Source organism: Luteibacter mycovicinus, assembly GCF_000745235.1.
GTDB classification, from domain to species: domain Bacteria; phylum Pseudomonadota; class Gammaproteobacteria; order Xanthomonadales; family Rhodanobacteraceae; genus Luteibacter; species Luteibacter mycovicinus.
In genome coordinates this window covers 513526-538175 of sequence record NZ_JQNL01000001.1, presented here as the reverse complement: position 1 = coordinate 538175, position 24650 = coordinate 513526, and the positions used below count along the sequence as shown (strand labels likewise).

Here is a 24650-nt window from a genome sequence, read left to right as displayed (position 1 = left end):
GTACGTGGCGCCGTGTTCGCGCGGTCAGTCCGTCGCGATGCTGGCCGGGGCGGCCGACCAGTAGTCGGTACCGGCGCGGGCATAGGTCGGGATCACCGTCACGTCGATCGTGGGCTTGAACATCAGTGCCCCCGTGTACGTGATGAACTGCGTACCGTCGTCCTTGCCGGTGCCCTTGGGCTCGCCGGTGTAACCGAGGTACCAGCCGCTGACGATGGACACGGCAAGCGCCTTGAGGGCGGGGTCGGCGTCGACGGCGGAGCCCTTGAACTTGTGCATGTCGTCGATGCCGGCGGCATCCATGGCGCGGATGAGCGCGGTCACCTGCGGACCGAAGTTGCGGTCACCGGCGGCCAGCGCGGCGAACAGCCGTGCGGAGACGTCGGCGGGAAGCTCGGGATGGCCGGTAAGGCGGCGACCCAGGGTCAGGAACGCGTCGAGTTCGGCGGGGCTGGCCTGGGCGGGCGACTGGCCATAGGCCATGCGGGTCCAGGGGAGCAGGGCGCCTGCGGCGGCGATCATGCCCGCGGAGATCAGCAGCCGGCGGCGGCCGGCATCGATCGGCGGAACGGCACGGGAAGGGGACCCGTGGATATCGGTCATCGGACTGCTTCCTCTTGCGATGGCGGGAGAAGCGAAGCGTCGACAGATGCGGAGCGCATTGTCAGCCGAACGCATCGGCCATCACGGGGAGCTGGAGCAGAAACAAAAAGCGCTGCGTCACGGCGGCACATGGGGCACGACGGCGCGAATTATAGAAAGCGGTTTTGATGTAAAACCCTCAACCTCAAAAGTTGATGGTTTTACGTCAAATGTCCCGATGCCTCGCCGGAAGGTTCTCGCGCATCACGATGGCCGTGGGCTGCGGACGGGGCGGCGGCGCGGCCGCACGACCGAAACGCGCGAGCACGTGGGTCAGCGCACGGGCAGCCTGCGCCGCCAGGTTCTGGTCGAGCACGGCGTCCATCAGGCCCAGTTCTAGCAGACGGCGATTACTTTCCGTCAGGTCGTGACCGATAAAGACCACCTCGCGTGGACGCGTGCGCTCGGTCAGCACCCTGGCGACCCCGTCGTCGCCTACCGATGTGTTGTAGATGCCACGCAGGCCGGGCACCGCGTTGAGCACGTCGGTGACGATGCGCCCGGTGCTCTCCGGGTCTTCCTGGCTGTCCGCGCGGTGGATGATCTGCACGTCCGGAAAGTGCTCGCGCAGCGCCTCCACGAAACCGCGCTCGCGCTGCTCGTGGCTGCGGAAGTGGTGGTAACCCTTGATCAGCAGGATCGAGCCGCCCGCGGGACCGAGAAACCGGCCCATCAGCTCGCCGGCGAGACGACCGGCGGCATGCGTATCCGTGCCGACATAGGCGAGGCGACCGCTATCGGGCAGGTCCGAAGCGAGGGTGACGACCGGGCAGCGATCCGCCGCGCGACGCACGGCATCGCGCACCAGCGGGTGGTCGTGGGTCGTCACGATCAGCGCATCGGCGCCTTCGGCGTGATGGTCGATCTCGGCGGCGACCGCTTCGGGCGCGATCTCCGACAGGTGATGCACCTGGCTGCGCACACGCATCGCGTGCATGGCCATACGATGGTGCTCGAAGCGTCGGCCGAGCTCATCGTAGAAGGGAATCGTGGGCGACTGCATCAGGATCGGCACGTGCAGCCATCGACCCGGCGGTACCTCGATCACGCGGTTGATCTTCAGCCGCTTGGCGGCTTCGAGCACGCGGGACTGCGCGCGCTCGCTGACGCCCCCGCGCCCGTTGAGCACCCGGTCGACCGTCGCGGCACTGACACGTGCGGCGGCAGCCAGATCGACGATGCGGGTTTTCTGTTTCGGCATGGCAATCGGATGGCATGATGCAGTGCACCATCATACGGGAGCGCCGTCCCGGCGCCGCCGCCGGGGCCCGCGACCAGTCGTCGCGGGCCCCGGGGTGGCCTACGCTCACGCGAGAGCCGTTCCCGTCAAGCCGTCACCCCCGGCCGCGCAGGCATCGTTCCCACCGCCCCGTGGGAAGACTCGGCGATCGTCTCCCCTGTCCTCCGGCTCTCCGCCATGTGTCCCACGTTGGGTGCCATCACCCGCGCCACAAATCGCACCGCCTTGTTCAGCGCCGTGCTGACGAACGGCAGCCGTCCCACGGGGATGGAGATCACGGCCACTTCCTCGCGGACCAGATGGATATTGGGCTCCGCATGGCCCCAGGCCAGCTCCACCTCGTTCGGTGCGCTGCTGCGGCTGGGCACATCGTCGTTGGTGATGCGCTGCGTCTCCCGGAAGAAGTGCAGGTGGACGAAGCCGTCGTCCGTGGGTCCTGTGACGGCTATCCCGGTGGCGACCGCGGACACGAAATGTGCGGGCCGTACATGCAGGATGCTTTTCGTCGACGTCTGCGCCATACCTGGTGTTCCCGGAAAGTGGTCGGGCAGGGGCCGCCCCCCGGTCGGGCCGGAGGAAGCGTCGTTTGGTCCATCGGTTGCCGAAAATACCCCTGTCCGGAAAGGATACGGCGAAGGACGGGACAAAGCACACGGGGTTATGTGACGGGCGTTGGCTTTTCGACGCGTTAGACTGAAACAGCTCCTTTTTTGGAACCTTTCACGTATGACAACGGCCCTTGCCCTGCGTCAGGTTCATTTCAAAGACGCAGGCCATCTCGAGGCCGCCCTCGAACGACGTGGCTATCGGGTCCGCTACTATGCGAGAGCGAGTCCACCTAACGGTTGAGAAAACGCGCAAGAACGTCCGTGACCAGCCGGTGGTCCTGCAACGACGGCATGCCGGATACCGTTATCGCGCCGATGACGCCGAGGCCGCGCAATCGCAGCGGAAAGCCGCCGCCGTCGGAAGCGTGCTCCGCGGGCGACAGGCCGTAGCGCTCCTCGAGCGTCTGACTGGCTTTGGCGAGTTTCATGCCGACGACGAGGGTACTGGTACCGAGGGCGAGCACGGTATTGCGCTTGCGTCGCACCCAGTTGGCGTTGGCGATATCCGTGCCGGGCAGTGCGGTGTGGAACAGCACGCGGTCGCGCAACGCGATCTCGATCGCGACTTTCGCGGATCGCTGCACAGCCAGCTCGCGCAGCGCGCAACCGACGTCCCATACCTGTTCAAGGCTCAGCGTGTCGAACTGCAGTCGCGCCTCTTCGGTCGCGAGTTCGTCGAGCGTCGGGTCGCTCATGGATCCCACCTCATGCGTTGTACGGATGAGGTGGGATTCTAACGGGAGACTACGCGTTGCCTCCCGACTTGGCCTTGCCCGGCCTGGCCGGATCGCGGGGCACTTCGGGCAGGGGCGCGCGACGCGAATGCGAATAGACGTAAGAGACGAAGGCGGCGGACGAACGGTCGGCCGGGGCTCCCTTGGGAAAGCGATTTTCGGGTTTCTGCGGTGGCATGACATTCCATGATGGGGCGTGGGACCGCCCTGGCGAAGGCACGCGCAAGGGATGCTGTCCGGCGCACCGGACAGGTGCGTCCACCATGCGCCTTCACTTGTTAGTTACATGTAAGTTGGTGGGCGCTTCCGGGGGCGAATCGCGACCAAACGCCACACGTCTAAACCCGTCCTGAGCGCTTAAAAGCGCGTCTGAAATTTGAACCCTTCCACGGTGCTGAGCTAAGGTGGTCGCAGTTTCATCGGTTCCCCGCGTGCGCTCGACGTTATCTTTCCCGCCGCGGTCGTGAACATTCTTCCTGCGCGTGTTTTCGCCGCGCCACACTCCACTCGCTACGGGGGCAGTTCTTGGACACCAGTAAAGTCAATTCAGTTTCAATCGATCTAAATTCAAAGGCCGCTTCGTGGCGCATGACTCTCGTGGCCATGCTCGCGGCGATTTCCGGTGGTCTCTACGGTTACGACACCGGCATCATTTCCGGTGCGCTGCTGCAGATATCGACCGAGTTCCAGCTCGACGCGCAGGCACAGGAAATCGTCGCCGCGGCCATCCTGCTCGGCGCGGTGATCGGTGCCCTCGCCAGTTCGCGTTTCTCGGTGAGCATCGGCCGTCGCCGCACGATCATCGCCGTGGCGATTCTCTATGTCGTCGGCGTGCTCGCCTCCGCGGTATCGCGAGGCGCGTGGGAACTCGCGTTTTCCCGTGTCTTCCTCGGCGTCGCCGTCGGCGCCTGCACGCAGGTGGTGCCGACCTACATCGCCGAGCTGGCGCCTGCCGATCGTCGGGGACGACTGGTGACGTTCTTCAACGTGTCGATCGGTGTCGGCATTCTTCTTGCCGCCATGGTCGGCGTCGTGCTGCAGAACGACTGGACCTGGCGCTGGATGATCGGCGTCGCGGCGATTCCCGCGTTCCTGCTGTTCGCCGGCATGCTGTTTGCACCGTTCAGCCCGCGCTGGCTGGTGGAACAGGGCCGTGCCGATGAAGCGCACGACACGCTGATGCGCATCCGCGACAGCGAATCGCAGGTGCGCCGCGAGGTCACGCAGATCGAGAAAGTGCTCGATCGCTCGAAGGCGCGTGGCGCTTCGCGCTGGCGCGATCTCGGTGCGAAGTGGCTCCGTCCGGCCGTGATCGCCGGGCTGGGTGTCGCTGCGTTCACACAGCTTTCCGGCATCGAAATGATGATCTATTACACCCCCACGTTTCTGACGCAGGCAGGTTTTGGCCACTCATCGGCGCTGCTCGCGGCGCTGGGCGTTGCCATCACCTATCTGTTGATGACGCTGCTCGGCAAGCTGGTGGTCGATCATGTCGGCCGCCGCACGCTCACCTTGTGGATGATGCCGTTCGCCGCCGTCGCGCTGGTGCTGCTGGGCGCGGTGTTTCATTTCAATCTCGGTGGCGATCATCGCGGCGCGCTCGTCGTGGCCTGCCTCATCGCCTTCATGGTCTTCAATTCCGGCGGCATCCAGGTGATCGGCTGGCTGGTGGGTTCGGAAATCTATCCGCTGCGCATCCGCGATCGCGCCACCGGCGCGCACGCGGCGATGCTGTGGGGTTCGAACCTGCTGCTGACCGGCACGGCGCTGTCGATGACGCACTGGCTCGGCGTGGGCGGCGCCATGTGGGTTTATGCGGGCCTGAATGCGCTCGGCTTTCTCTTCGTCTTCGTTTGTCTGCCCGAAACCAAGGGCCGTACCCTCGAAGAGGTTGAAGAATCGCTGCATGACGGCACTTTTCTACCCTTGAAGAGCGAAACGCGCGCCGCGTGAACCGCTGGCGAGCGATGTTGTCCTTACACGAATACTGCGACCAGCCACGAGAGGAGACTTCATGACGCAGACGAATCTTGCACGATCCGCTCCGCAGGATGAGACCACGTGGTGGCGGCACGCCGTCATCTATCAGGTGTATCCCCGTTCGTTCGCCGACAACGATGGCGATGGCATAGGCGACCTTCCCGGCATTGCCTCGCGGCTGCCTTATCTGGCGAAGCTCGGTGTCGATGCGATCTGGCTGTCGCCGTTCTATCGTTCGCCGCAGCACGATGCGGGCTATGACGTATCGGATTATCGCGATGTCGATCCCTTGTTCGGCACGCTGGCGGACTTCGACCGCATGCTGGCCGAGGCGCATCGTCTGGGCCTGCGCATCATCGTCGACCTCGTACCCAACCATACGTCGACCGAGCACGCTTGGTTCAGGGAGGCGGTCGCGACGTTGCCGGGCAGTGCGGCACGCCAGCGCTACATCTTCCGCGACGGCAAGGGTAAGGACGGTGAGCTGCCGCCGAACAACTGGCAGAGCATCTTCGGTGGCAACGCATGGTCGCGCGCACCCGGCGACAGCCAGTGGTATCTGCATCTGTTCGATCGCAGCCAGCCGGATCTCAACTGGGACCACCCCGAAGTGCGCTCCGACTTCGAGGACGTGTTGCGCTTCTGGCTGGACCGTGGCGTCGACGGTTTTCGCGTCGACGTGGCGCACGGCCTGATCAAGGCCGAAGGCCTGCCCGACTGGGCAGGGCAGACCTCGATGGTCGAAGGCGAGGAAGGTGCGCACTCCAACAACGGCCCGATGTGGGACCAGGAGGGCGTGCACGACGTGTATCGCCGCTGGCGTCAGGTGCTGGACGAGTACGACAATGACCGCATGATGGTGGCCGAGGCGTGGGTGCATCCGCCGCAACGCCTCGCCCGTTATGTGCGCGCCGATGAAATGCAGCAGGCGTTCAACTTCGACTACCTGCTCACCCACTGGGATGCGCAGGCGTTTCGTGACGTGGTCACGCGCTCGCTGGCCGTGAGTGCCGAGGTGGGTGCACCGACGACGTGGGTGATGTCGAACCACGACACGGTGCGGCATACGTCGCGTTATGGCCTGAGTGTCCCGGGTGCGCGACCGAAGGGCATCGACGCGGCCGGCGAGCAGCCGAACGAGGCGCTCGGCCTGCGCCGTGCGCGTGCGGCGGCGTTGCTGACGCTGGCATTGCCGGGCTCGGCGTACATCTATCAGGGCGAAGAGCTCGGTCTCCCCGAGCACACGACGCTCGCGGCGGAGCATCGCCAGGATCCGGCATTCTTCCGGACCTCAGGCGAGGAGATCGGCCGCGACGGCTGCCGTGTGCCGCTACCGTGGCAGAGCGCGGCTCCCGCGTTCGGCTTCGGTCCGGGCACGGCGACGTGGCTGCCGCAGCCCGTGTCGTTCGCGCGCTATGCGGTGGATCGGCAGGAGGGCGATGCCGGCTCGACGCTGGAGCTGTATCGCTCGGCCTTGCGGCTGCGTCGTCAGCGGGATCTCGGTAACGGCGAGTTGCTGTGGCGCGATGCGGAGCCGGGTGTCGTGGCTTTCGCCAACGGCGGCGTGCATGTGGTGGTGAACACCAATGATCATCCGGTCGCGTTGCCCGGCGGCGAGGTTCTGGTGTCCAGTGTGCCACTGGACAGTGGGCACATGTTGCCGGCGAATTCGGCGGTCTGGTTGGGGTGAGGGTGGTTTTTCCAGCGAGTGACCATATAACCTACGGGTCACTCGTTGTCCGCGAGAGCCAGCCCGGTTACCGTCACCCCATGATCGCCTCGTCCCCCCGCACCGAGATCAACCTCCGCGGCGCCCCCGCGGAGACTATCCGCGATCACATCGTGGAGGCGGCCGACGAGCATTTCAGCCGCTACGGTTACGCGAAAACCACGGTGTCCGATCTGGCCAGAGCCATCGGTTTCTCGAAGGCGTACATCTACAAGTTCTTCGATTCCAAGCGCGCGATCGGCGAGGCCATCTGCGCCCGTTGCCTCGGCGTCCAGGTTGCCGAAGTGGACGCGGCGGTCTCGCAGGCCCGGGGCGCGCACGAGAAGCTGCGCGCGCTGTTCCGCAGCGTGATGGAACAGAGTCGTGAGCAGTTCTTCGCCGACCGGCAGCTCTACGATATCGTGATGCATTCCTGCACGGAGCAGTGGCCCAGTTCGAGGGCGTACGTCGAGCGGCTCGAGGCCATGCTGCGAGAGATCGTCGTCGAAGGCCGCGAGGCGGGCGATTTCGAGCGCAAGACACCGATCGACGATGTCGTCACCGGTGTCTGGCTTGCCGCCTCGCCCTTCATCCATCCCGTGATGCTGCAGTACAACCTCGACAACGCGACTGAAGGGGTGAATCAGGTCACGAACCTCGCCTTGCGCAGCCTTGCGCCGTAGCGGTGCGCCTCAGCGGCGGGCGCTCATGTAGTCGGCGATAGCGGCGACGGCGGCGCGTACGTGCGGTAGCTGGCGCAGATCGCGGTGGTACACGAGATAAAACGCTTGCGATGGACCGTCTATGTCCGTTTCGATACGAATGAGATCGGCGCAGCGCGGATCCTGCTCGAGGAAGGCGGCCAACCCCAGGCCATGGCGAACCGCTTCCATGATGGCTTCCATCGAACTCGAGCGAAACGCGAAGCGTGTCGCTCCCAGTTTACGCATCCATTGCTCGTGGGGCAGGCCCTTCCAGCGTTCGTCCAGACCGACGAAGACGTGGCGTGCCGCCTCTCCCTTGGCGAGGCGACGGGTGGGTAGATGGCGCAGGACATAATCTTCCGATGCATAGAGCCCGAAGCGGTAGCTACCCATATGTTTTTCCACCAGCACGCTGGAGGTTGAGCGGGTCAGGCGTACCGCGATATCGGCCTCGCGTGCGGCGACGTCGCTCATCCGGCTTTCTCCCACCACTTCGAGGTCAAGGCGGGGGTGCTTGCTCTGGAAGGCGAGCAATGAGCGGGCGACGGTCTGCGCCATCCCATCGGGCACGCTGATCCGGAGCGTTCCCGCCAGCATGGCACGGTCGCGGCGCAGCGCGTCGAGGCCGTGCTCAAGCCCCTCGGCCAAGCGTATCAACTGCAAGGCGTCGGGTTTCAGCTCGGTGCCCGACTGGCTCCTGTAGACGAGCGCGTGCCCCAGCGAGGCCTCCAGCGCGTCGAGGCGCCGTGCCGTCGTGGATGTCGACAGGCCCAGCGCCTTCCCTGCCGCCAGCAGACTCCCCGCACGATGCACGGCGAGAAGAATGCGCAGGTCGTCCCACGAAAGTGTTTCCATAGATGGGCATCAGATTACCGCCATGTTGCGTATTCGGGAATGCTCCGCGTGCCTAGAATCGGCGCATGAAGATCATTCTTATCGGAGCAGGGCGCATCGGCAGCGTGCTGGCCTTTCACCTCGCCCGGGCCGGCCATGACGTCACGGTAGTGGCACGAGGCAAGCGCCTCGACGCCTTGAGGCGCGAGGGTGCCATCGTCACCGTCGAGGGGCGGCGTGCTCCGGTCAGCATGCTTGCGGAACTCGATCCGGCCACACCCTACGACCTGGCCATCGCCACGCTGCCGGAGCACCAGATCGGGGACCTGCTGCCATCGTTGGCGGCCAGCCAGGCGAAGACGATCCTGCTCATGTTCAACACGTTCGAGGGCACGGCGCGATATCGATCGGTCATCGGTGCGGAGCGCTTCGCGTTCGGCTTTCCGAATATGACGTCGGCTCTTGTCGACCGCGGCTTCGCTATCGCGTCGATGGCGTCGGCATGGTCTCGACGTTGTCGACCAGTACGTTGGCGACGCTCTTCAGGGACGCCGGGTTGCCGAGTGAGTGGGAAGCAGATATGGACGCCTTTCTTCGCAGCCACGCCGCGCTCGCGGTGCCGCTGTTCCTGTCGGGATTGCTGACGTGGGATCGCAAAAGTGAGCTGAGCTGGCGCGAGGCGAGGCAACTCGACCGGGCCTGGACGGAAGCGTTCGACCTGGTGATTCGCATGGGGCATACCTTGCGCCCGCGTGCCGTCGGTACGCTCGCTGGTCTGCCCAGGCTGCCCCGTACCTTCCTGCTCTGGGCATTCAGCCGTAGCCATCTGGTCAAGGACGTCGGCGAGTTTGGCCCTGTCGAAACGCGTTGGCTGATTGACGCCATGGTCGCCGTGGGACCCGAGCATACGCGTCAGCTTTCAGCGTTACGCCCCTGAGCACCCGTGATCTCGATGGATCGTGAGACTTACATTTCTTTGCCAGTGACCAGTTGACATATCGGTCACTAGCCACAACAGTGACGGCCATCCCTACGCCGGAATGTTCGCCATGTCCCGTTCACTCCTCTCCGGAACCGCCGCGGCCTCAGCGGTGGCCCTCGTGATTCTGGCGCTGGCTGCCTGTTCCCGCACCCAAGCCGATCCGCGCACTGAGCCGCCCCTGGTTCGCACCCAGGCCGTCTCGCCGTCGTCGGTCAGCGAGCGGGCGTTCTCCGGCGTGGTGACGGCACGAGTTCAGAGCGACCTCGGTTTCCGGGTGTCCGGCAAGGTCACCGAGCGGCTGGTTGACGCCGGCCAGACCGTAACGAAAGGGCAGCCGCTCATGCGCATCGACCGCACGGACCTCGCGCTGGCCATTACCGCTTCCTCGGGCGCCGTCGAAGCGGCGCGCGCGCAGGCGCTGCAGACCGACGCGGACGAAAAGCGCTTCCGTGGACTGGTTGGCGTCGGGGCAGTGTCGAAGTCGGCCTACGATCAGGCGAAGGCCGCTTCCGAAGCCGCCGCCGCGCGGCTTCGTGCCGCGGAAGCCGACGCGCGGGTGTCCTCCAACGCCGCCAGCTACTCGATACTGCGGGCCGACGCCGACGGCACCGTGGTCGATACGCTTGCCGAGCCCGGCCAGGTCGTGACGGCGGGGCAGGTGGTGATCCGCCTCGCCCATGCCGGGCCGCGCGAAGCACTGGTCAGTCTTCCCGAGACGATGCGTCCCGCGCTCGGGTCCGTTGCCCGCGCCACGATTTTCGGGGACGAAGGGCAGGGCGGCGCCGCACATCTGCGCCTCCTGTCGGACGCAGCCGACCTCGCGACACGAACCTTCGAGGCACGCTATGTCCTGGAGGGCGCAGCCGCTGCCGCGCCACTCGGCGCGACCGTGGTCGTCCATCTCCCCCGCGCCGGTGCTGCCGGTATGCAGGTGCCGGTCGCGGCGATCTTCGACGCCGGCAAGGGCCCGGGTGTGTGGATCGTCCATGGCAAACAGGCCAGCGTGACCTGGCATCCGGTCACGCTCGGCGACCTTGGCGAAGAGAGCGTCGCGGTAACCTCCGGCTTGAAGCCCGGCGAACGCTTCGTCGCGCTTGGCGCACACCAGCTTCATGAAGGCGAGCGTGTGCGCGTCGGCGATGATGCCGGTGCCGTGCGATGAGTGGCTTCAACCTGTCCGCGCTAGCCGTGCGCGAACGCTCGGTGACACTTTTCCTTATTGTCGCCATATCGGTTGCCGGCGTCTTCGCGTTCCTTCATCTGGGCCGCGCGGAGGATCCGAGTTTTACGGTCAAGGTGCTGACGGTCGTGACGGCATGGCCGGGCGCCACCGCGCAGGAAATGCAGGATCAGGTTGCCGAGCCGCTGGAGAAACGACTGCAGGAACTGAAGTGGTACGACCGCAGCGAGACTTTTACGCGGCCCGGCCTCGCGTTCACCACGCTGACGCTTCGTGACGATACACCTCCCGGCGACGTGCCCGAGGAGTTCTACCAGGCCCGCAAGAAGCTTGGCGATGAGGCCGCGAAGTTGCCACCCGGCGTGGTGGGACCGCTCATCAACGACGAATACGCGGACGTTACCTTCGCCTTGTATGCGTTGAAGGCGCCCGGCGAGCCGCACCGTGCACTGGTGCGCGAAGGCGAGTCGTTGAGGCAGCGGTTGCTGCACGTGCCGGGCGTGAAAAAGGTTAACCTGATTGGTGAGCGGCCGGAGAAGATTTTCGTCGAGTTCTCCCATGACCGTCTCGCCACGCTGGGGCTCACGCCCACGGCGCTGTTCGGTGCGTTGAACGACCAGAACCTGCTCACCCCCGCGGGATCGATCGATACCCACGGTCCTCAGGTTGTGGTGCGCCTGGATGGCGCCTTCGATGATCTCCGTCGCATCGAAGAAACCCCGGTGGTGTCCAATGGGCACACCTTACGCCTGGGCGATGTCGCCAAGGTGCGTCGTGGGTATGAAGACCCGCCGACTTTCCTCATCCGCAATCAGGACGAGCCCGCCCTGGTGCTGGGCATCGTCATGAAGGAGCGTTACAACGGACTCGACCTCGGCAAAGCCCTCGAGAAAGAGGCATCCGCGATTTTCAGCGAACTGCCCGTGGGCCTGTCGTTTACCAAGATCACGGACCAGGCGGTCAACATCGCCGAAGCGTACGACGAGTTCATGCTGAAGTTCTTTGTCGCACTGGCGGTGGTGATTGCCGTGAGTCTGGTCAGCCTCGGATTCCGCGTGGGCATCGTCGTTGCCGCCGCCGTGCCACTGACGCTGGCCGGTGTCTTCGTGATCATGCTTGCCACGGGGCGCGACTTCGATCGCATTACGCTGGGTGCGTTGATCCTCTCGCTCGGCCTGTTGGTCGACGACGCCATCATCGTTATCGAAAGTATCGTGGTGAAGATGGAGGAGGGGCGTGACCGGGTCGCGGCCGCAACGTACGCGTGGGGTCATACAGCGGCGCCGATGCTCGCCGGCACGCTCGTCACCGCCATCGGCCTCATGCCGGTAGGCTTTGCAAAGTCCACCGCGGGTGAATACGCCGGAAACATCTTCTGGGTGGTGATGTTCTCACTGCTCACTTCGTGGGTGGTGGCCGTGGTGTTCACACCGTATCTCGGAGTGAAGCTGCTGCCCGACATCAGGCCGGTCGTCGGTGGTCATGCGGCGATCTACGGCACGCCGCGCTATCGTCAGTTGCGCGGGCTGATCGCATGGGCCGTACGGCGAAAGCTGCTCGTTGCGGTGTCTGTCGTGAGTCTGTTCGCCGTGGCGGTCGTCGGCATGGGCTTCGTGACCAACCAGTTCTTCCCGGCGTCCGATCGCCCTGAAGTGCTGGTGGAGGTACAAATGCCCGAAGGCACGTCGATCGGTGCGACCAGCAAGGCGGTCGGCGAGGTCGAGGCCTGGCTGAAGAAACAGCCCGAGGCAAAGATCGTCACCAGCTACATCGGGCAGGGCGCACCTCGCTTCTACCTGGCCATCGCGCCTGAACTACCCGATCCCTCTTTCGCCAAGATCGTGGTGCTTACCGAGAACGAGAAGACGCGCGAAGCGCTGAAGCTGCGTGTGCGCAATGCGGTGCAGGACGGGCTGGCACCTGAGGCACGCATCCGGGCGACGCAGATCGTGTTCGGGCCGTATTCGCCGTTCCCGGTGGCGTTCCGTGTTTCCGGACCGGACGAGGCCAGGGTCCGCGACCTCGCGGAACAGGTCAAGCAGACCATGCTGAAGAACCCGGCCATGCGCACCGTCAATAGCGACTGGGGCGAGCGCGTGCCGACAGTGCACTTCGTGCTCGATCAGGATCGTCTCCACGCGATCGGTCTGAGCTCGCACGACGTCTCCCAGCAGCTGCAGTTCCTGCTGACGGGCGTGACGGTGACCCAGGTACGCGAAGACATCCGTTCCGTTGACGTCGTCGCGCGGAGCGCGGGCGATGCACGGCTCGACCCGGCGCGATTGGATGGATTCACGCTGGTCGGTTCCTCAGGCCAGCGCGTGCCGCTGTCGCAGATCGGCACTCAGGAAGTACGCATGGAAGATCCGATCCTGCGCCGGCGCGACCGCATGACCACGATCACGGTACGCGGGGATATCGGTGAGGAATTCCAGCCGCCGGATGTCTCGATGAAGCTGATCGCGGAGATCAAACCGCTGGTCGATAAGCTACAGCCGGGCTACGCCATCGATACGGCAGGCGCGCTCGAGGAGGCCGGTAAGGCGAACAAGGCACTGGGCGCGGTCTTCCCGGTGATGATCCTGCTGATGATGATCGTGATCGTTTTCGAAGTGAGGTCGATCTCGGGGATGTTGATGATCCTGGCCACGGCGCCGCTGGCACTGGTCGGTGTCGTGCCGACGCTGATCCTGTTCCACCAGCCGTTCGGCTTCAACGCGATCCTGGGCCTGATCGGACTGGCGGGCATCATCATGCGCAATACGCTCATTCTGATCGGGCAGATCCATGCCAACGAGCATCAGGGGCTGGGCACATACCACGCGGTGGTCGAGGCGACGGTACAACGGGCAAGACCGGTGATCCTTACCGCGATGGCGGCGGTGTTCGCGTTTATTCCTTTGACGTTCTCGGTGTTCTGGGGCTCGCTGGCGTTCACGCTGATCGGCGGGACGATTGGCGGGACGGTGCTTACGCTGGTGTTCTTGCCGGCACTTTATGCACTCTGGTATCGGGTCAAGCCTGACGCCGGGGTGGATCCGAGGGCTGTGCCGTCGCTTGAGCACCAGCCGAGCGAGCAGCCTCTGTAAGCAGGGTGGGTTCCTATTCCCTAGTCGATCCGAATGACCACCTTGCCGACGTGTCCCGCATCGGCAAGGTAGTGAAAGGCCGCCTTCGCGTCGTCGAAAGCGAATACCTTGTCGATGACCGGCTTGATCCCCGCCATCTCAATGGCCCGCACCGCGGCGGCGAAGTCGCTCACCGATCCCGTGTTGTTGCCGAGGATCGATATCGTTTTCAGCTGGATGGGGAGCACGGGGATCGTCAGTTCCGCGCCGCCGACGAAACCGATGACGAAGATCGTGCCTGCGAAGGCGACGGCATTCATGGACCGGGGGAACGTGGCCGCACCGACGGATTCGATCACCAGGTCCGCACCCCTGCCATGGGTCAGTTCGAGCACGCGCTCGTCCCACGCGGGCGTGGTGGTGTAGTTGATGACCTCGTCGGCGCCGAGCGTCCGGGCTCGTTCCAGCTTGTCGTCGGACGACGACGTGATGATCACGCGAGCCCCGGCGGCCTTCGCTAACGGCAGCGCGAACAGGCTCACGCCACCGGTGCCAAGCAGGGCGACGGTCGAGCCCGGGCGCACGTGGCCTCTGACGAGGCCGTTCCAGGCCGTGGTCGCGGCGACGGGCAAGGTCGCGGCTTCTTCCCACGTCAGTCCATCCGGGATACGGACAAGCGACGACGCTGGGGCGACCGTGTATTGCGCGAGGGAACCCGGGACGGTGACGCCGCGAACGGCGTCGTGCGACGAAGGCTGAATCGGGCCGGCGAGCCACCGGGCCATCAGCGCGGGCGCGACACGATCGCCCACAGCCCAGCCTTCCACGCCATCGCCCAGCCCGGCGATTTCGCCGGCACCATCGGCCACGGGAATCCGTGGAAAGTGGTCGGGGCCGAAGTCGCCGCGGGCCACCGCGACGTCCAGGAAGTTGAGACTCGCGGCGCGTAGCCGGATGAGAACGTCGCCCGGGCCGGGCTGCGGTGTCGGCAGCTCGCTCGCGGTGAGGGAGTCGATGGAAGCGGATGTCAGCTGAAAGGCTCGCATGGCGGCGTCTCCGGGTTGGGGGATGCGATCAGTCTGAGGGATTCCCGGTGCGCGAAATCGGTGGTAGAAACAAGACATTCCTGCACCGGATGCAATAATGGACGCGCTCGAGGCCGACCAGCTACTCACCTTCCTTGCCGTGGTCGACACGGGGAGTTTCACGGCCGCCGCCCGCCGGCTGGAGCGGGATGCCTCCGTCGTATCGCGCCGTGTGGCTGCCCTCGAGGCACGTCTTGGCATTCGCCTGCTCGAGCGATCGACCCGGCGGGTAAGCGCGACCGAAGCGGGCATGCAATTTCGCGAGCGCGTGCGGCAGGCGATGGACCTGGTGCGGACGGCCGAGGACGAGGCGCGCGATTTCGCCGATGCGCCATCGGGGTTGCTGCGAGTCACCCTGGCACCGGCTTTCGGACGCATGTGGGTCGCGCCGCGACTCACGGAGTTTCTGGCGCTGCATCCCTCCGTGCGTATCGAGGCGAGCTTCAGCGACCGCTATGTCGACATGGTCGCGGAGGGCTTCGACGTGGCGGTGCGCATCGGCGAGATGAAAGACAGCCGACTGATCAGCCAGCGCGTCGCACCCGCCGGTCGGATGATCTGCGCTGCGCCATCGTACCTGGAGCGACGGCCGCCGTTGACGACGCCCGACGATCTGACCCGGCACGACTGCCTCGGTTTCACGCCGATGTTCACGCACCCCGTATGGCATCTGCAGCGCGGCCGCGAGGAACGGGCGGTGAAAGTGGCGGGACGTATCGAGTCGGACGACATACACGCCCTCGTCAGTGCCGCCGTCGCCGGGGCAGGCGTGCTGATGGCCGCCGACTGGCTCGTGGCGCATGAGCTTGCGGATGGACGTCTCGTCCCTGTACTCGACGGGTGGCGGGCGAAGGGCGAGACAGGCATCTATGTCATCCGTGCGTCGACGCGTCACGCACCGGCGAAGACCCGTGCCTTCGTCGAGTGGCTGGCGGAGGCGTTGGCGCCGGCCCCCTGGGGCTATCCACTCAGCCCGCCCTCGCCGTGACGCGGCCCGCGTGGCGTTCGCGCGTACGCCGCGCGATGGGCATGCCGATCAGCAAGGCGCCTGCCATGGCGATGCTCATGACAACCTGCGCCTCAATGATCGACACGTCGGTCGACTCGCCTGCCGTCGACATCACCGCCGCGAGGGCGAAGACGCCGGCGAGCGCGCCGCCCTGCCAGCCGAAGCGCAGCGTCAGGGCGAGCACCGGTAGCATCGCGCACAGACGAAGTGCCTGCAGCTCCGCGCCGTGCAGGTGCAGACGTTCCTGTATAAGCACTATCCCGATCCAGCCGGCCAGGCAAAGTGCGACGAGCGCGCTGGTGAGCGGGATGTTTCGCACGCGTCGCCAGGCACCGGACCGTCCCGCGTTGAACACATCCTTCAAGGCGAACAACGCCGGCACGACGGGGACCATTCCGCAGAAGTCACCCAGCAGATAGGCGTAGAAGGAGTCGCGCAGATAGATGGCCGGCGATGCGCCGCGGGAGGCGTCGATCGCCGCGCTGAGTCCGGCCGTATCGACCACGGCGCTGCCCAGTGCGCATGCCGCGGCTACCAGCAGGACGCTGGGAAGGTGGATTTCCCCGTCACGGAACGGAAACGGGCCCCGTCGCCTGGCCAGCATGACCAGCGGCATACAGACGATCATCAGGGGAATCCCGCCGAGAATGGCCCACTCCATGCCGAACCGTCCGGCGTTGATCGCGCATTTCTGAATGAGCGGCGCCCACTCGCCCACGATCAGGGCGGGCCAGTAGCGACGAGGAACCAGCAGGATCGCGGCGAGGCGGAGTCCGGCCATCAGATTCCACTGGCTGGATGGCGATATGTAACGGGCTATCTCATATACCGCGGCGTAGGCCGCCGCGACGGCAAGAAACGCACTGCCGGAGATCCACCTGGGTTCCGTGCTCAGGGCAGAGTGTGTCCGTGTGTGGCTCGCATTCGACATCCACGTAGTGTAACGAGCGGAGCGGCGGCTTCACAAAACGTCACGCCTTACCGATCGGACGCACTTCACGTTCCACGTATGTGCGGTGACGAGCAGCGCGCCGCCCATCAGGACGCCGCCGGTGTGCATCCACCCGTCGGCCCACGCGGCGAAGTACCACGCGGCAAACAAGGTCGCGATGCCGGCTGCGGCCAGCGCGGGCGGTCCGGCTCGCCGGTGCCGCTGCCATGCCCTGACCATGGCGAGCGTGCTGATAAGCGCGCCGGTCGCAATGAACCAAGGCTCCAGACTGATCAGCCGCAGCAGTGCCATGGCGAGCTCGCGGTGGGGCGATGCGAACGAATACAGCGCGAGGTAGAGCGACGGTACGGCGAACAGGACCAGGGGCAGGGCGAGGCAGTGGATAGCGCACCCGATCGCCCAGAAAGAGGCGAAACGATCGAGTGACGAGGAGGGCTGGCGCGACGCGATGCTTGTCATGTAACTTATGTTATAACATAACACTAAGAGGTGATGGCATGGCTGTGCGTTGGTGGTTGCTGCTGGGCAGCGTGCTTGTGACTGGCGCCGCTGGCGCGGAAGTCCGGCATGTGGGTGCGCACGTGCACGGACGGGCGACGGTCGATATCTCGATCGAGAACAACATGGTCGCCGCCGAGCTCAATCTGGCCGGGCACGACGCCGTCGGGTTCGAGCATCCGCCGGGCACACCGCCGGAGCGGGCGGCACTCGCTCGTGCGAAGGCGGTGTTGCAGTCGGGGCGTTGGCTGGAAGCGGCACGCGCCGCGGATTGCCACGTCGCCGAGGCACACGTCGACGCCCATGGTTTCGATGCCACGGACACCTCGGGCGCGCACGTCGACCTGCACGCCGACTATCGGCTGCTTTGCGCGCACCCGGACAAGCTCAACGCGCTCGATGTGCGACTGGTCGAAACGTTTCCTTCGCTGAAGACCGTCGTAGTCAACGTGCTGTCCGCGAACGGTAGTCACCAGCAGGTGCTCGACCCCGGCGTCGTACGGGTGGACGTGCAGCCATGATTCCTTACGGCGATGAGGCGCTGCTGCGGTGCAGAGGCCTGCGTTTCGCGTGGCCGTCTTCCGATACGGTGCTGATGCTGGACGATTTCCACGTCGCCTCCGGCGAGCGGCTGTTCCTGTGCGGGCCCAGCGGCAGTGGGAAAAGTACCTTGCTCGGGCTCATCGCAGGCGTCCTCTCGCCAGCCGCCGGTGAAGTGAATGTGCTGGGTACGCCCTTGTCGTCGCTGAGCGCCTCGGCGCGGGACCGCTTCCGTGCGGACCACCTCGGTTACATCTTTCAGCAGTTCAACCTGCTGCCCTTTCTGGATCCGGTCGAAAACGTACTGCTCGGGTGCGCGTGGTCGCCCGCGCGTACGGCACGCGCAGGCGATGCGCGTATCGAAGCGTCGCGACTGCTCGGCGCCCTTGGCCTCGATCGGCGCACCCTGTCGCGACGAAAAACCAGCGAGCTCAGCGTCGGACAACAACAGCGCGTGGCCGCCGCGCGTGCCCTCATCGGTGGCCCTGAACTGATCGTCGCCGACGAGCCGACCTCGGCGCTGGACATCGCCGCACGCGACAGCTTTTTGCAACTCCTTCTGGGCGAGTGCACGCGGCACGGCACCGGCGTGGTTTTCGTCAGCCATGACATGTCACTGGCGCGCCATTTCGATCGTGCCCTGGCGCTGGGCAACCTTCCTTCCCACCAGCTGGTCGCCTGATGAACGTCTTCAGCATCACGTTGAAAAGCCTGCGCCAGCGTCGCACCGGTGTCGCGCTGACCGTGATCACCATCGCCCTCAGTGTCTTTCTGCTGCTGGGCGTCGAGCGCGTCCGCACCGACGCGCGGCAGAGTTTCGCCAGTACCGTCTCCGGGACCGACCTGCTCGTCGGCGCACGCTCCGGTCCCGTGAATCTGCTGCTCTATGCGGTATTTCATGTGGGGGAGGCGACGAACAACATCACGTGGAAGACCTATCAGGACATCCGTGCGATGCCTGAAGTGGCCTGGACCGTGCCGCTGTCGCTGGGCGATTCGCACCGCGGTTTCCGGGTCACGGGCACGACCTCCGATTTTTTCCTGCACTACCGCTATGGGGCACGCAAGCCGCTGGCATTCGCGGCCGGACATGCCTTTTCCGACCTTTATGACGCGGTGATCGGCGCGGAGGTCGCGCGTCGTCTGCACTATGGTGTTGGAGACACCATCGTCCTCGCCCACGGGCTGGGCGGCCCCGCAACGGCGCTACATTCGGACAAGCCGTTTCGTATCTCGGGCGTACTGGCGCCGACGGGCACACCGGTCGATGCGACGATCGCGGTGAGTCTGGAGGCGATCGAGGCCATTCACGTGGACTGGCGCTCCGGTGTCCGTCTGCCGGGAATGACGTCCAGCGCCGATCAGGCGCGACACAGGGACCTGACGCCCAAGGCGATCACCGCCTGCCTGGTCGGGCTGCGTTCGCGCCTGTCGGCCTTCGCCGTGCAGCGTGCGCTGAACGAATATCCCGACGAGGCGCTGCTCGCGGTGCTGCCGGGCGTCGCGCTGGGCGAGCTGTGGCACTTGCTGGGTACCGCTGAGAATGCCCTGCGCGTCGTCAGCGCGATGGTGGTGCTGGTCGGCATCTCGGGCATGTTGACGGCGTTGCTGGCGATGCTCAACGAACGACGTCGTGAAATGGCGGTACTGCGCGCGGTGGGGGCATCCACACGCACGGTCTTCGCGTTGCTGGTCGCGGAGAGCACCTTGCTGACTCTTATCGGCATGGTCGCGGGCGGGGTCCTGCTGTTTGCGGTGACACTGCTGGCGCACGATTATCTGCTGGCGAACGCGGGCATCGTGCTTAATGCCACGCCCTCGGCGCAGGAAGGGTGGTTGCTGCTGAGCGTGCTGGTGCTCGGTTCGTTGTCGGGATGCATTCCGGGATGGATCGCGTATCGACGTTCCCTGGCCGATGGCCTGCAGGTGCGCCTGTGATCGCGCGCCTGTGCTGTCTCGCCTTTGCCGTGTGCGTTGCGGGGTGTGCTCGCGACGGTACTGACGACACCGCGGCGCAGGGCCCGGCGACGGCGGCGACATCCGAGCTCGCGCGTGCGCAGGCGGCTGCCGATGAAGGTCGCGCGCGACGAGCCAGAGCGGGTGCTGACGGTATCGCTGCGGCGAATGCTTTCGCGGCGTCGCGTGGCAACGCGGCCGTGGCCGCAGCACCCGCCGCACCCTTGCTCGGCCTGCCCGACGAAAACGGGTTCGCCGATCTCGACTGGAGCCGGATGGTGCCACCGGAAGATTTCAAGGCGCTGGAGGACGCACCTCCGGTGCTGCACGTCGGTAATCAGCGCATGAAGCAGGTCGGTACCTTGCATACCGTAGCCGCGCTCGACGGCAGGAAGATCCGCTTGCCCGGCTATGTCGTGCCACTGGAGACGGATGACGACGGCAGGATGACCGAGTTCTTCTTCGTGCCGTTTTACGGCGCGTGTATCCACGTCCCCCCGCCGCCACCGAACATGCTGGTGCACGTGCGCCTGGCGAAGGGCATCGATACGCCGAGCCTGTACGACCCGGTGACGCTGAAGGGCGTGATGCACACCCAGGTGACCGAGAACGCGATGGCCGCTTCCGCGTACGCGATGGACGGCGCCACCATCGAGCCGTATCGCAACGATGACGAAGAGCGCCTGAGGCGTGCGTTCGAATGAAGGTGCCATGGGCGGGACGACCGCGGGTGTGGATGCTTGTCGCGGGTATCGTGACGGCGGCGCTGGTGGCGTTGCTTTCGATCGCGGGACCGCCCGACATGCCGCCGGCAAGGCGGCAGGCGGTTGGGAAGACCGCCTCCGCGACCACGAACGCGACGGCACGGGTGGTCGCTGTAAGTGCCCAGGGCAGCGGCACGGACCGGCTCGGTCCACTCCTGCGGGCGAACGAGGCGTTCGCTCAGGACACGGTCTTCCTCGTAGCCGCCTCCGTGCGTGCCCGCTGCGACCCTGCCCACGCGCATGACCTCGCCGCCATGGCGGCGCAAGCCCGGCTGCCGATGCTGGCGGGAGTGACCGAGGCGATCGGCGAGCAGACCGATATGCGTGATTATCTGCTGGCCGCCGTGCGCGACGTCGCACAGCGCGCACCCTGCTCAGGACCCTTCGATATGAGCGTCGGTGACTTTGTGCAGCGGGTCGACGTGGTCCGCTACGCGGCGGCTTTTCCGGACAGTTACTTCGATCCCGCGATGACCGCGACGCCGCAAGAATTCGCGGGGCGGTCTCTCGCTGACCGCGCACACGACGAATGTGGCAAGGTGGCTTACGCGGTGCTGCCGCTCGATGCGCCCCGTGCATGGCAATGCGCGGGGCTTCGGGCCCAGGGACGAACGCGGGTGAGGGCCCTTTGCCAGCAGATCGGCGAGGCCGACACCGCCGCCGTACAGATCCGGGAGGCTGTCGGACGCATGCCCCCCACGTGCCAGTAAGTCAATGCCCAACCAGGAATCGCCTTGAAAGCCATCACGACGCTCCGTTACTCCCTGCTGGTCACCGCCTTGTCCACCGTCATCGCCACCTCGACCTTCGCCGGCGATGCTCCGCCGCCCTCCAGGGGCACGTATCCGGCATTGCCCAGCGAAACGCCGGCCGACTTCAAGCCGACGTACGACGGTTTCGACTACGAGACGCGCGACGTGATGATCCCCATGCGTGACGGGGTCAAGTTGCACACGGTGATCCTGGTGCCCAAGGGCGCGAAGAACGCGGGTATCCTGTTCACACGCACGCCCTACGACGCGTCCGAAATGACCAGCGCGGTCGAGAGCGGTCACCTCGGCGTCGCGGTCAGTCACGACGACGACGCCAGCGATGTGCTCGTGCAGGACGGTTACATCCGCGTCGCGCAGGACATTCGCGGCAAGTACGGTTCGGAAGGCGATTACGTGATGAATCGTCCGCTGCGCGGGCCGCAGAACCCGACTCCGGTCGACGATTCCACCGATGCCTACGACACCATCGACTGGCTGGTGAAACACGTGCCGGAGAGCAACGGCCGTGTGGCGATTCTCGGCATTTCATACGACGGCTTCGAACCGCTGATGGCGCTCGTGCATCCGCATCCCGCCCTGAAGGCGGCCGTGCCGATGAACCCGATGGTCGATGGCTGGATGGGCGACGACTGGTTCCATCACGGCGCGTTCCGTCAGCAGAACCTCGAATACATCTACGAGCAGACCGCCTCGCGCAAGAACACGCACAAGTGGTGGAACAACTACGCGGACGACTACCAGTTCTTCCTGGAAGGCGTGTCGGCCGGCGCGATCGCGAAGCGCTACGGGATGGAACAGCTGGGCTTCTGGAACAAGGTGGCGCAGCATCCGGCCTACGATGCGTTCTGGTCCGATCAGGCGGTGGACAAGGCGCTGGCCCGCGAACCCGTCAAGGTGCCGACGATGCTGGTGGCGAGCCTGTGGGATCAGGAAGACATCTACGGTGCCTTTGCCGTTTACAAGGCGATGAAGCCGCACGACGACGCGCACAAGCTCTTCCTCGTGGCGGGCCCATGGTTCCACGGCCAGGAAGTCCGCGACGGCAGCAGTCTTGGCGCAGTCCGCTTCGGCACGGACACCGGGCTCTACTTCCGCCAGAAGATCCTCCGTCCGTTCCTCGCGCACTACCTGAAAGACGCGCCGGCCACGACAGCGCCGGTCAACGCGTATGTCACCGGCGAGAACCGTTGGGAGACCGGTCCGGCATGGCCGATGGACGCGACGGGCGGTGCACGGCCGACGCGGCTCGTGCCTGGTCCGGATGGCACCCTGGCGCTGGGCGCAGCGGCGGGAGAGCCGTCCGCTACGGCGCAATACGTTTCCGATCCGGCACATCCGGTGCCGTACCGTCCGCGTCCGGTCGGTCCGATGTCGGGTACGGGCTGGCAGCACTGGCTGACCAGCGACCAGCGCGAGGCGGCATCGCGCCCCGATGTGCTGACCTTCACGACCCCGGTGCTTACCGCGCCGGTCCGCATCAGCGGCGAGCCGAACGTTCACCTCGTGGCCAGCACCAGCGGTACGGACAGCGACTGGGTGGTGAAGCTGATCGATGTCTATCCCGATCAGGTCGCCGAGCAGCCGGAGATGGGCGGCTACGAACTCGGGATCGCGATGGATATCTTCCGCGGCCGTTATCGGGAAGGCTTCACCGTCGGCAAGCCGATTACTCCCAACGTGCCGCTGGCGTATGACTTCCGTCTGCCGAACGCCAACCACGTGTTCGAGCCCGGCCACCGGATCATGATCCAGGTACAGTCCAGCTGGTTCCCCCTGTACGACCGCAATCCGCAGACCTTCGTACCCAACATCCTGTTCGCGCAGCCGGCGGACTTCCAGCCGGCGACGCAGAAGCTGTCGCTGGGTGGGCCGGACGGCACGTATATCGAGTTGCCTGTCACGGGTTCCTGACGCGGTTGACCCGGGGGAGGGACGCCCCTAATCTCGATGCCTTACGGAGATGGCATGCCTCCGCGAACCGCCCCATCGGGGCTGATGATGCCTACATGTCCTGGGTTGCCCGGGGCTGTAGGCATGTGCCTTACGCCCTTGCGTCCCAGGTGATTTTCATTCGTCTGGATGAGCGCATGCGCGGTTTTCGGTCCCTCGAGCAGTGGGAACTGCTTCCCTACATCGGCAAATGGTTGCTGATCGCTTCGTTCGTCGCGGTTCTCGCGGGAACCGCGTCCGCCTGGTTTCTGATCGCACTGGCGTGGGCGACGCGGACGCGTGAGATCACGCCGTGGCTGCCGGCGTTGCTGCCGGTCGCGGGCTTCGTGATTGGCTGGGTGTACTTTCGGCTGGGCAAGCCGGTGGAAGCAGGCAATAACCTGCTTATCGACGAGATCCACGACCCGCGAAAGGTCGTGCCTTTGCGCATGGTGCCTCTGGTCTTTGCCGGCACCATCGCCTCGCATCTGTTCGGTGCATCGGTCGGGCGTGAAGGCACGGCGGTGCAGATGGGCGGTGCGCTCGCCGATCAGTTGACTGGCGTGCTCCGCCTGCGGCACGAGGATCGGCGTGTCTTGCTGATGGCCGGCATGAGTGCGGGATTCGCGGCGGTCTTCGGTACGCCGCTGGCGGGTGCGTTGTTCGGCCTGGAGGTTCTGGCGATCGGCAAGCTGCGCTATGACGCGCTGTTGCCCTGCATGATCGCGGGCATCGTCGCCGATCGCGTGTGCGTCGCGTGGGGAGTGCATCATACGGCGTACGTGGTCGGCGCCGTGGCGCCATTGAACGTCTGGACCGTGCTCTCCGTCCTCGTGGCGGGGCTCGTCTTCGGCGTCGTTGGCATGCTGTTCGCCACCGCGACACATCGCTTCGGTGCGCTGGTGAAGTCGTTGATCGCGTATCCGCCCTTGCGCCCTTTCTTTGGCGGCATCGTCATTGCGGTATCCGTGTACCTGCTGCACACCGAGGCCTACATAGGGCTCGGCATTCCGACCATCGTGGCCGCGTTCGATCACCCGCTGCCCTGGTGGGACAGTGTCAGCAAGTTCGGCTACACCGTGTTCTCGTTAGGCACCGGCTTCAAGGGTGGCGAGGTCACGCCGCTGTTCTTCATCGGCGCCACGCTTGGCAACAGCCTGGCACCTTTGCTGCACCTCCCGTTCGCCATGCTGGCGGGACTGGGTTTCGTCGCCGTATTCGCCGGCGCGGCCAATACGCCGCTGGCGACCACCGTGATGGCGATCGAGCTCTTCGGTCCGCAGATCGCTCCGTTCGCCGCGCTGGCGTGCGTGGCGGCGTATCTGTTTTCAGGCCATACCGGGATTTATCATGCGCAGCGGCTGGGCCGTTCCAAATACCCACGCCGGTTGCCGGAAGATCTGCGCCTGGGTGACGTGGCCGAGTGGCGTCGACGCAACCGCTGAGCGCGCTCGGAAACGGGGC

24 protein-coding genes and 1 riboswitch are annotated in these 24650 nt (G+C 65.5%); of the genes, 15 read left to right on the top strand and 9 right to left on the bottom strand.

The genetic code is table 11. The features are described from left to right. Positions 1-24 precede the first annotated feature (24 nt). From FA85_RS02355 to FA85_RS21780, 5 genes are all read right to left on the bottom strand, one after another. On the bottom strand, positions 25-603 hold the full coding sequence (locus FA85_RS02355; RefSeq protein ID WP_051943487.1) for a sugar dehydrogenase complex small subunit: 579 nt from the start codon (positions 601-603) through the stop codon (positions 25-27). A gap of 205 nt (positions 604-808) precedes the next feature. Next, entirely contained in the window at positions 809-1843 is a 1035-nt protein-coding gene (locus FA85_RS02350) for a LacI family DNA-binding transcriptional regulator (RefSeq protein WP_036112380.1), read from the bottom strand. Between the two features lie 125 nt (positions 1844-1968). Next, positions 1969-2403 carry a hypothetical protein gene (locus FA85_RS02345; RefSeq protein WP_036112383.1) on the bottom strand — a complete coding sequence of 145 codons (435 nt, stop codon included), beginning with the start codon at positions 2401-2403 and terminating at the stop codon, positions 1969-1971. A 317-nt stretch (positions 2404-2720) separates the two neighbouring features. Then, positions 2721-3185 carry a heme-degrading domain-containing protein gene (locus tag FA85_RS02340; protein WP_036112386.1) on the bottom strand — a complete coding sequence of 155 codons (465 nt, stop codon included), beginning with the start codon at positions 3183-3185 and terminating at the stop codon, positions 2721-2723. 49 nt (positions 3186-3234) lie between these two features. Then, positions 3235-3402: a hypothetical protein gene (locus FA85_RS21780; RefSeq protein ID WP_156108705.1), complete on the bottom strand. Its 168-nt coding sequence runs from the start codon at positions 3400-3402 to the stop codon at positions 3235-3237. Between the two features lie 347 nt (positions 3403-3749). Between FA85_RS21780 and FA85_RS02335 the strand changes: the two genes are divergently transcribed. The 3 genes from FA85_RS02335 to FA85_RS02325 all read left to right on the top strand — a co-directional run bounded on the left by FA85_RS02335 (position 3750) and on the right by FA85_RS02325 (position 7595). Continuing rightward, positions 3750-5177 carry a sugar porter family MFS transporter gene (locus tag FA85_RS02335; protein WP_255349721.1) on the top strand — a complete coding sequence of 476 codons (1428 nt, stop codon included), beginning with the start codon at positions 3750-3752 and terminating at the stop codon, positions 5175-5177. Positions 5178-5238: 61 nt separating this feature from the next. Continuing rightward, positions 5239-6894 carry a glycoside hydrolase family 13 protein gene (locus tag FA85_RS02330; protein WP_036112390.1) on the top strand — a complete coding sequence of 552 codons (1656 nt, stop codon included), beginning with the start codon at positions 5239-5241 and terminating at the stop codon, positions 6892-6894. 83 nt (positions 6895-6977) lie between these two features. Then, positions 6978-7595, top strand: coding sequence for a TetR/AcrR family transcriptional regulator (locus FA85_RS02325; protein ID WP_428977054.1), 618 nt, complete (start codon positions 6978-6980; stop codon positions 7593-7595). A gap of 9 nt (positions 7596-7604) precedes the next feature. Here the strand turns inward: FA85_RS02325 and FA85_RS02320 are convergent, their stop codons facing one another. Next, the gene (locus FA85_RS02320; protein ID WP_036112393.1) at positions 7605-8471 is read right to left on the bottom strand and encodes a LysR family transcriptional regulator; all 867 of its coding nucleotides are present in this window, start codon (positions 8469-8471) and stop codon (positions 7605-7607) included. Positions 8472-8536: 65 nt separating this feature from the next. Between FA85_RS02320 and FA85_RS21340 the strand changes: the two genes are divergently transcribed. The 4 genes from FA85_RS21340 (at position 8537) to FA85_RS02305 (ending at position 13701) form a co-directional block, all read left to right on the top strand. Beyond that, positions 8537-9094 (top strand): ketopantoate reductase family protein, encoded by a 558-nt coding sequence (locus FA85_RS21340; protein ID WP_081907425.1) that lies wholly within the window; start codon positions 8537-8539, stop codon positions 9092-9094. Further along, positions 9031-9387: a hypothetical protein gene (locus FA85_RS20735; protein WP_051943492.1), complete on the top strand. Its 357-nt coding sequence runs from the start codon at positions 9031-9033 to the stop codon at positions 9385-9387. The genes FA85_RS21340 and FA85_RS20735 overlap by 64 nt, the downstream gene beginning before the upstream one ends. A gap of 112 nt (positions 9388-9499) precedes the next feature. Beyond that, complete coding sequence (locus tag FA85_RS02310; RefSeq protein ID WP_036112396.1) at positions 9500-10594, top strand: efflux RND transporter periplasmic adaptor subunit; 1095 nt, start codon at positions 9500-9502, stop codon at positions 10592-10594. After that, positions 10591-13701: an efflux RND transporter permease subunit gene (locus FA85_RS02305; RefSeq protein WP_036112399.1), complete on the top strand. Its 3111-nt coding sequence runs from the start codon at positions 10591-10593 to the stop codon at positions 13699-13701. Before FA85_RS02310 ends, FA85_RS02305 begins: the two co-directional genes overlap by 4 nt. 20 nt (positions 13702-13721) lie before the next feature. Here FA85_RS02305 and FA85_RS02300 read toward each other — a convergent pair whose 3' ends face one another. Beyond that, positions 13722-14726, bottom strand: a complete 1005-nt coding sequence (locus tag FA85_RS02300; protein ID WP_036112404.1) for a zinc-dependent alcohol dehydrogenase family protein — start codon at positions 14724-14726, stop codon at positions 13722-13724. Between the two features lie 97 nt (positions 14727-14823). Here FA85_RS02300 and FA85_RS02295 point away from each other — a divergent pair, with 97 nt between their 5' ends. Continuing rightward, on the top strand, positions 14824-15753 hold the full coding sequence (locus tag FA85_RS02295; protein WP_036112408.1) for a LysR family transcriptional regulator: 930 nt from the start codon (positions 14824-14826) through the stop codon (positions 15751-15753). Here FA85_RS02295 and FA85_RS02290 read toward each other — a convergent pair. Together FA85_RS02290 and FA85_RS02285 are read right to left on the bottom strand one after the other, a co-directional pair. Beyond that, positions 15734-16705 carry an MASE1 domain-containing protein gene (locus FA85_RS02290; RefSeq protein ID WP_081907426.1) on the bottom strand — a complete coding sequence of 324 codons (972 nt, stop codon included), beginning with the start codon at positions 16703-16705 and terminating at the stop codon, positions 15734-15736. The genes FA85_RS02295 and FA85_RS02290 overlap by 20 nt on opposite strands. 30 nt (positions 16706-16735) lie before the next feature. Beyond that, entirely contained in the window at positions 16736-17185 is a 450-nt protein-coding gene (locus FA85_RS02285) for a MerC domain-containing protein (protein ID WP_036112414.1), read from the bottom strand. A gap of 38 nt (positions 17186-17223) precedes the next feature. Between FA85_RS02285 and FA85_RS02280 the strand changes: the two genes are divergently transcribed. The 7 genes from FA85_RS02280 (at position 17224) to FA85_RS02250 (ending at position 24631) form a co-directional block, all read left to right on the top strand. After that, positions 17224-17745, top strand: coding sequence for a ZrgA family zinc uptake protein (locus FA85_RS02280; protein ID WP_036112418.1), 522 nt, complete (start codon positions 17224-17226; stop codon positions 17743-17745). Beyond that, the gene (locus FA85_RS02275; protein ID WP_036112421.1) at positions 17742-18446 is read left to right on the top strand and encodes an ABC transporter ATP-binding protein; all 705 of its coding nucleotides are present in this window, start codon (positions 17742-17744) and stop codon (positions 18444-18446) included. Before FA85_RS02280 ends, FA85_RS02275 begins: the two co-directional genes overlap by 4 nt. Next, positions 18446-19702 carry an ABC transporter permease gene (locus tag FA85_RS02270; RefSeq protein ID WP_036112423.1) on the top strand — a complete coding sequence of 419 codons (1257 nt, stop codon included), beginning with the start codon at positions 18446-18448 and terminating at the stop codon, positions 19700-19702. The genes FA85_RS02275 and FA85_RS02270 overlap by 1 nt, the downstream gene beginning before the upstream one ends. After that, the gene (locus tag FA85_RS21775; protein WP_197056474.1) at positions 19699-20424 is read left to right on the top strand and encodes a DUF3299 domain-containing protein; all 726 of its coding nucleotides are present in this window, start codon (positions 19699-19701) and stop codon (positions 20422-20424) included. The genes FA85_RS02270 and FA85_RS21775 overlap by 4 nt, the downstream gene beginning before the upstream one ends. Then, positions 20421-21194, top strand: a complete 774-nt coding sequence (locus FA85_RS02260; RefSeq protein WP_156108707.1) for a hypothetical protein — start codon at positions 20421-20423, stop codon at positions 21192-21194. The genes FA85_RS21775 and FA85_RS02260 overlap by 4 nt, the downstream gene beginning before the upstream one ends. Positions 21195-21227: 33 nt before the next feature. Further along, positions 21228-23168, top strand: coding sequence for a CocE/NonD family hydrolase (locus FA85_RS02255; protein ID WP_036117387.1), 1941 nt, complete (start codon positions 21228-21230; stop codon positions 23166-23168). A gap of 36 nt (positions 23169-23204) precedes the next feature. Continuing rightward, positions 23205-23269: riboswitch (Fluoride riboswitch) on the top strand. 75 nt (positions 23270-23344) lie between these two features. Next, a complete protein-coding gene (locus tag FA85_RS02250) occupies positions 23345-24631 on the top strand; it encodes a voltage-gated chloride channel family protein (RefSeq protein ID WP_036112425.1) in 1287 nt (428 codons plus the stop codon). Positions 24632-24650 lie beyond the last annotated feature (19 nt).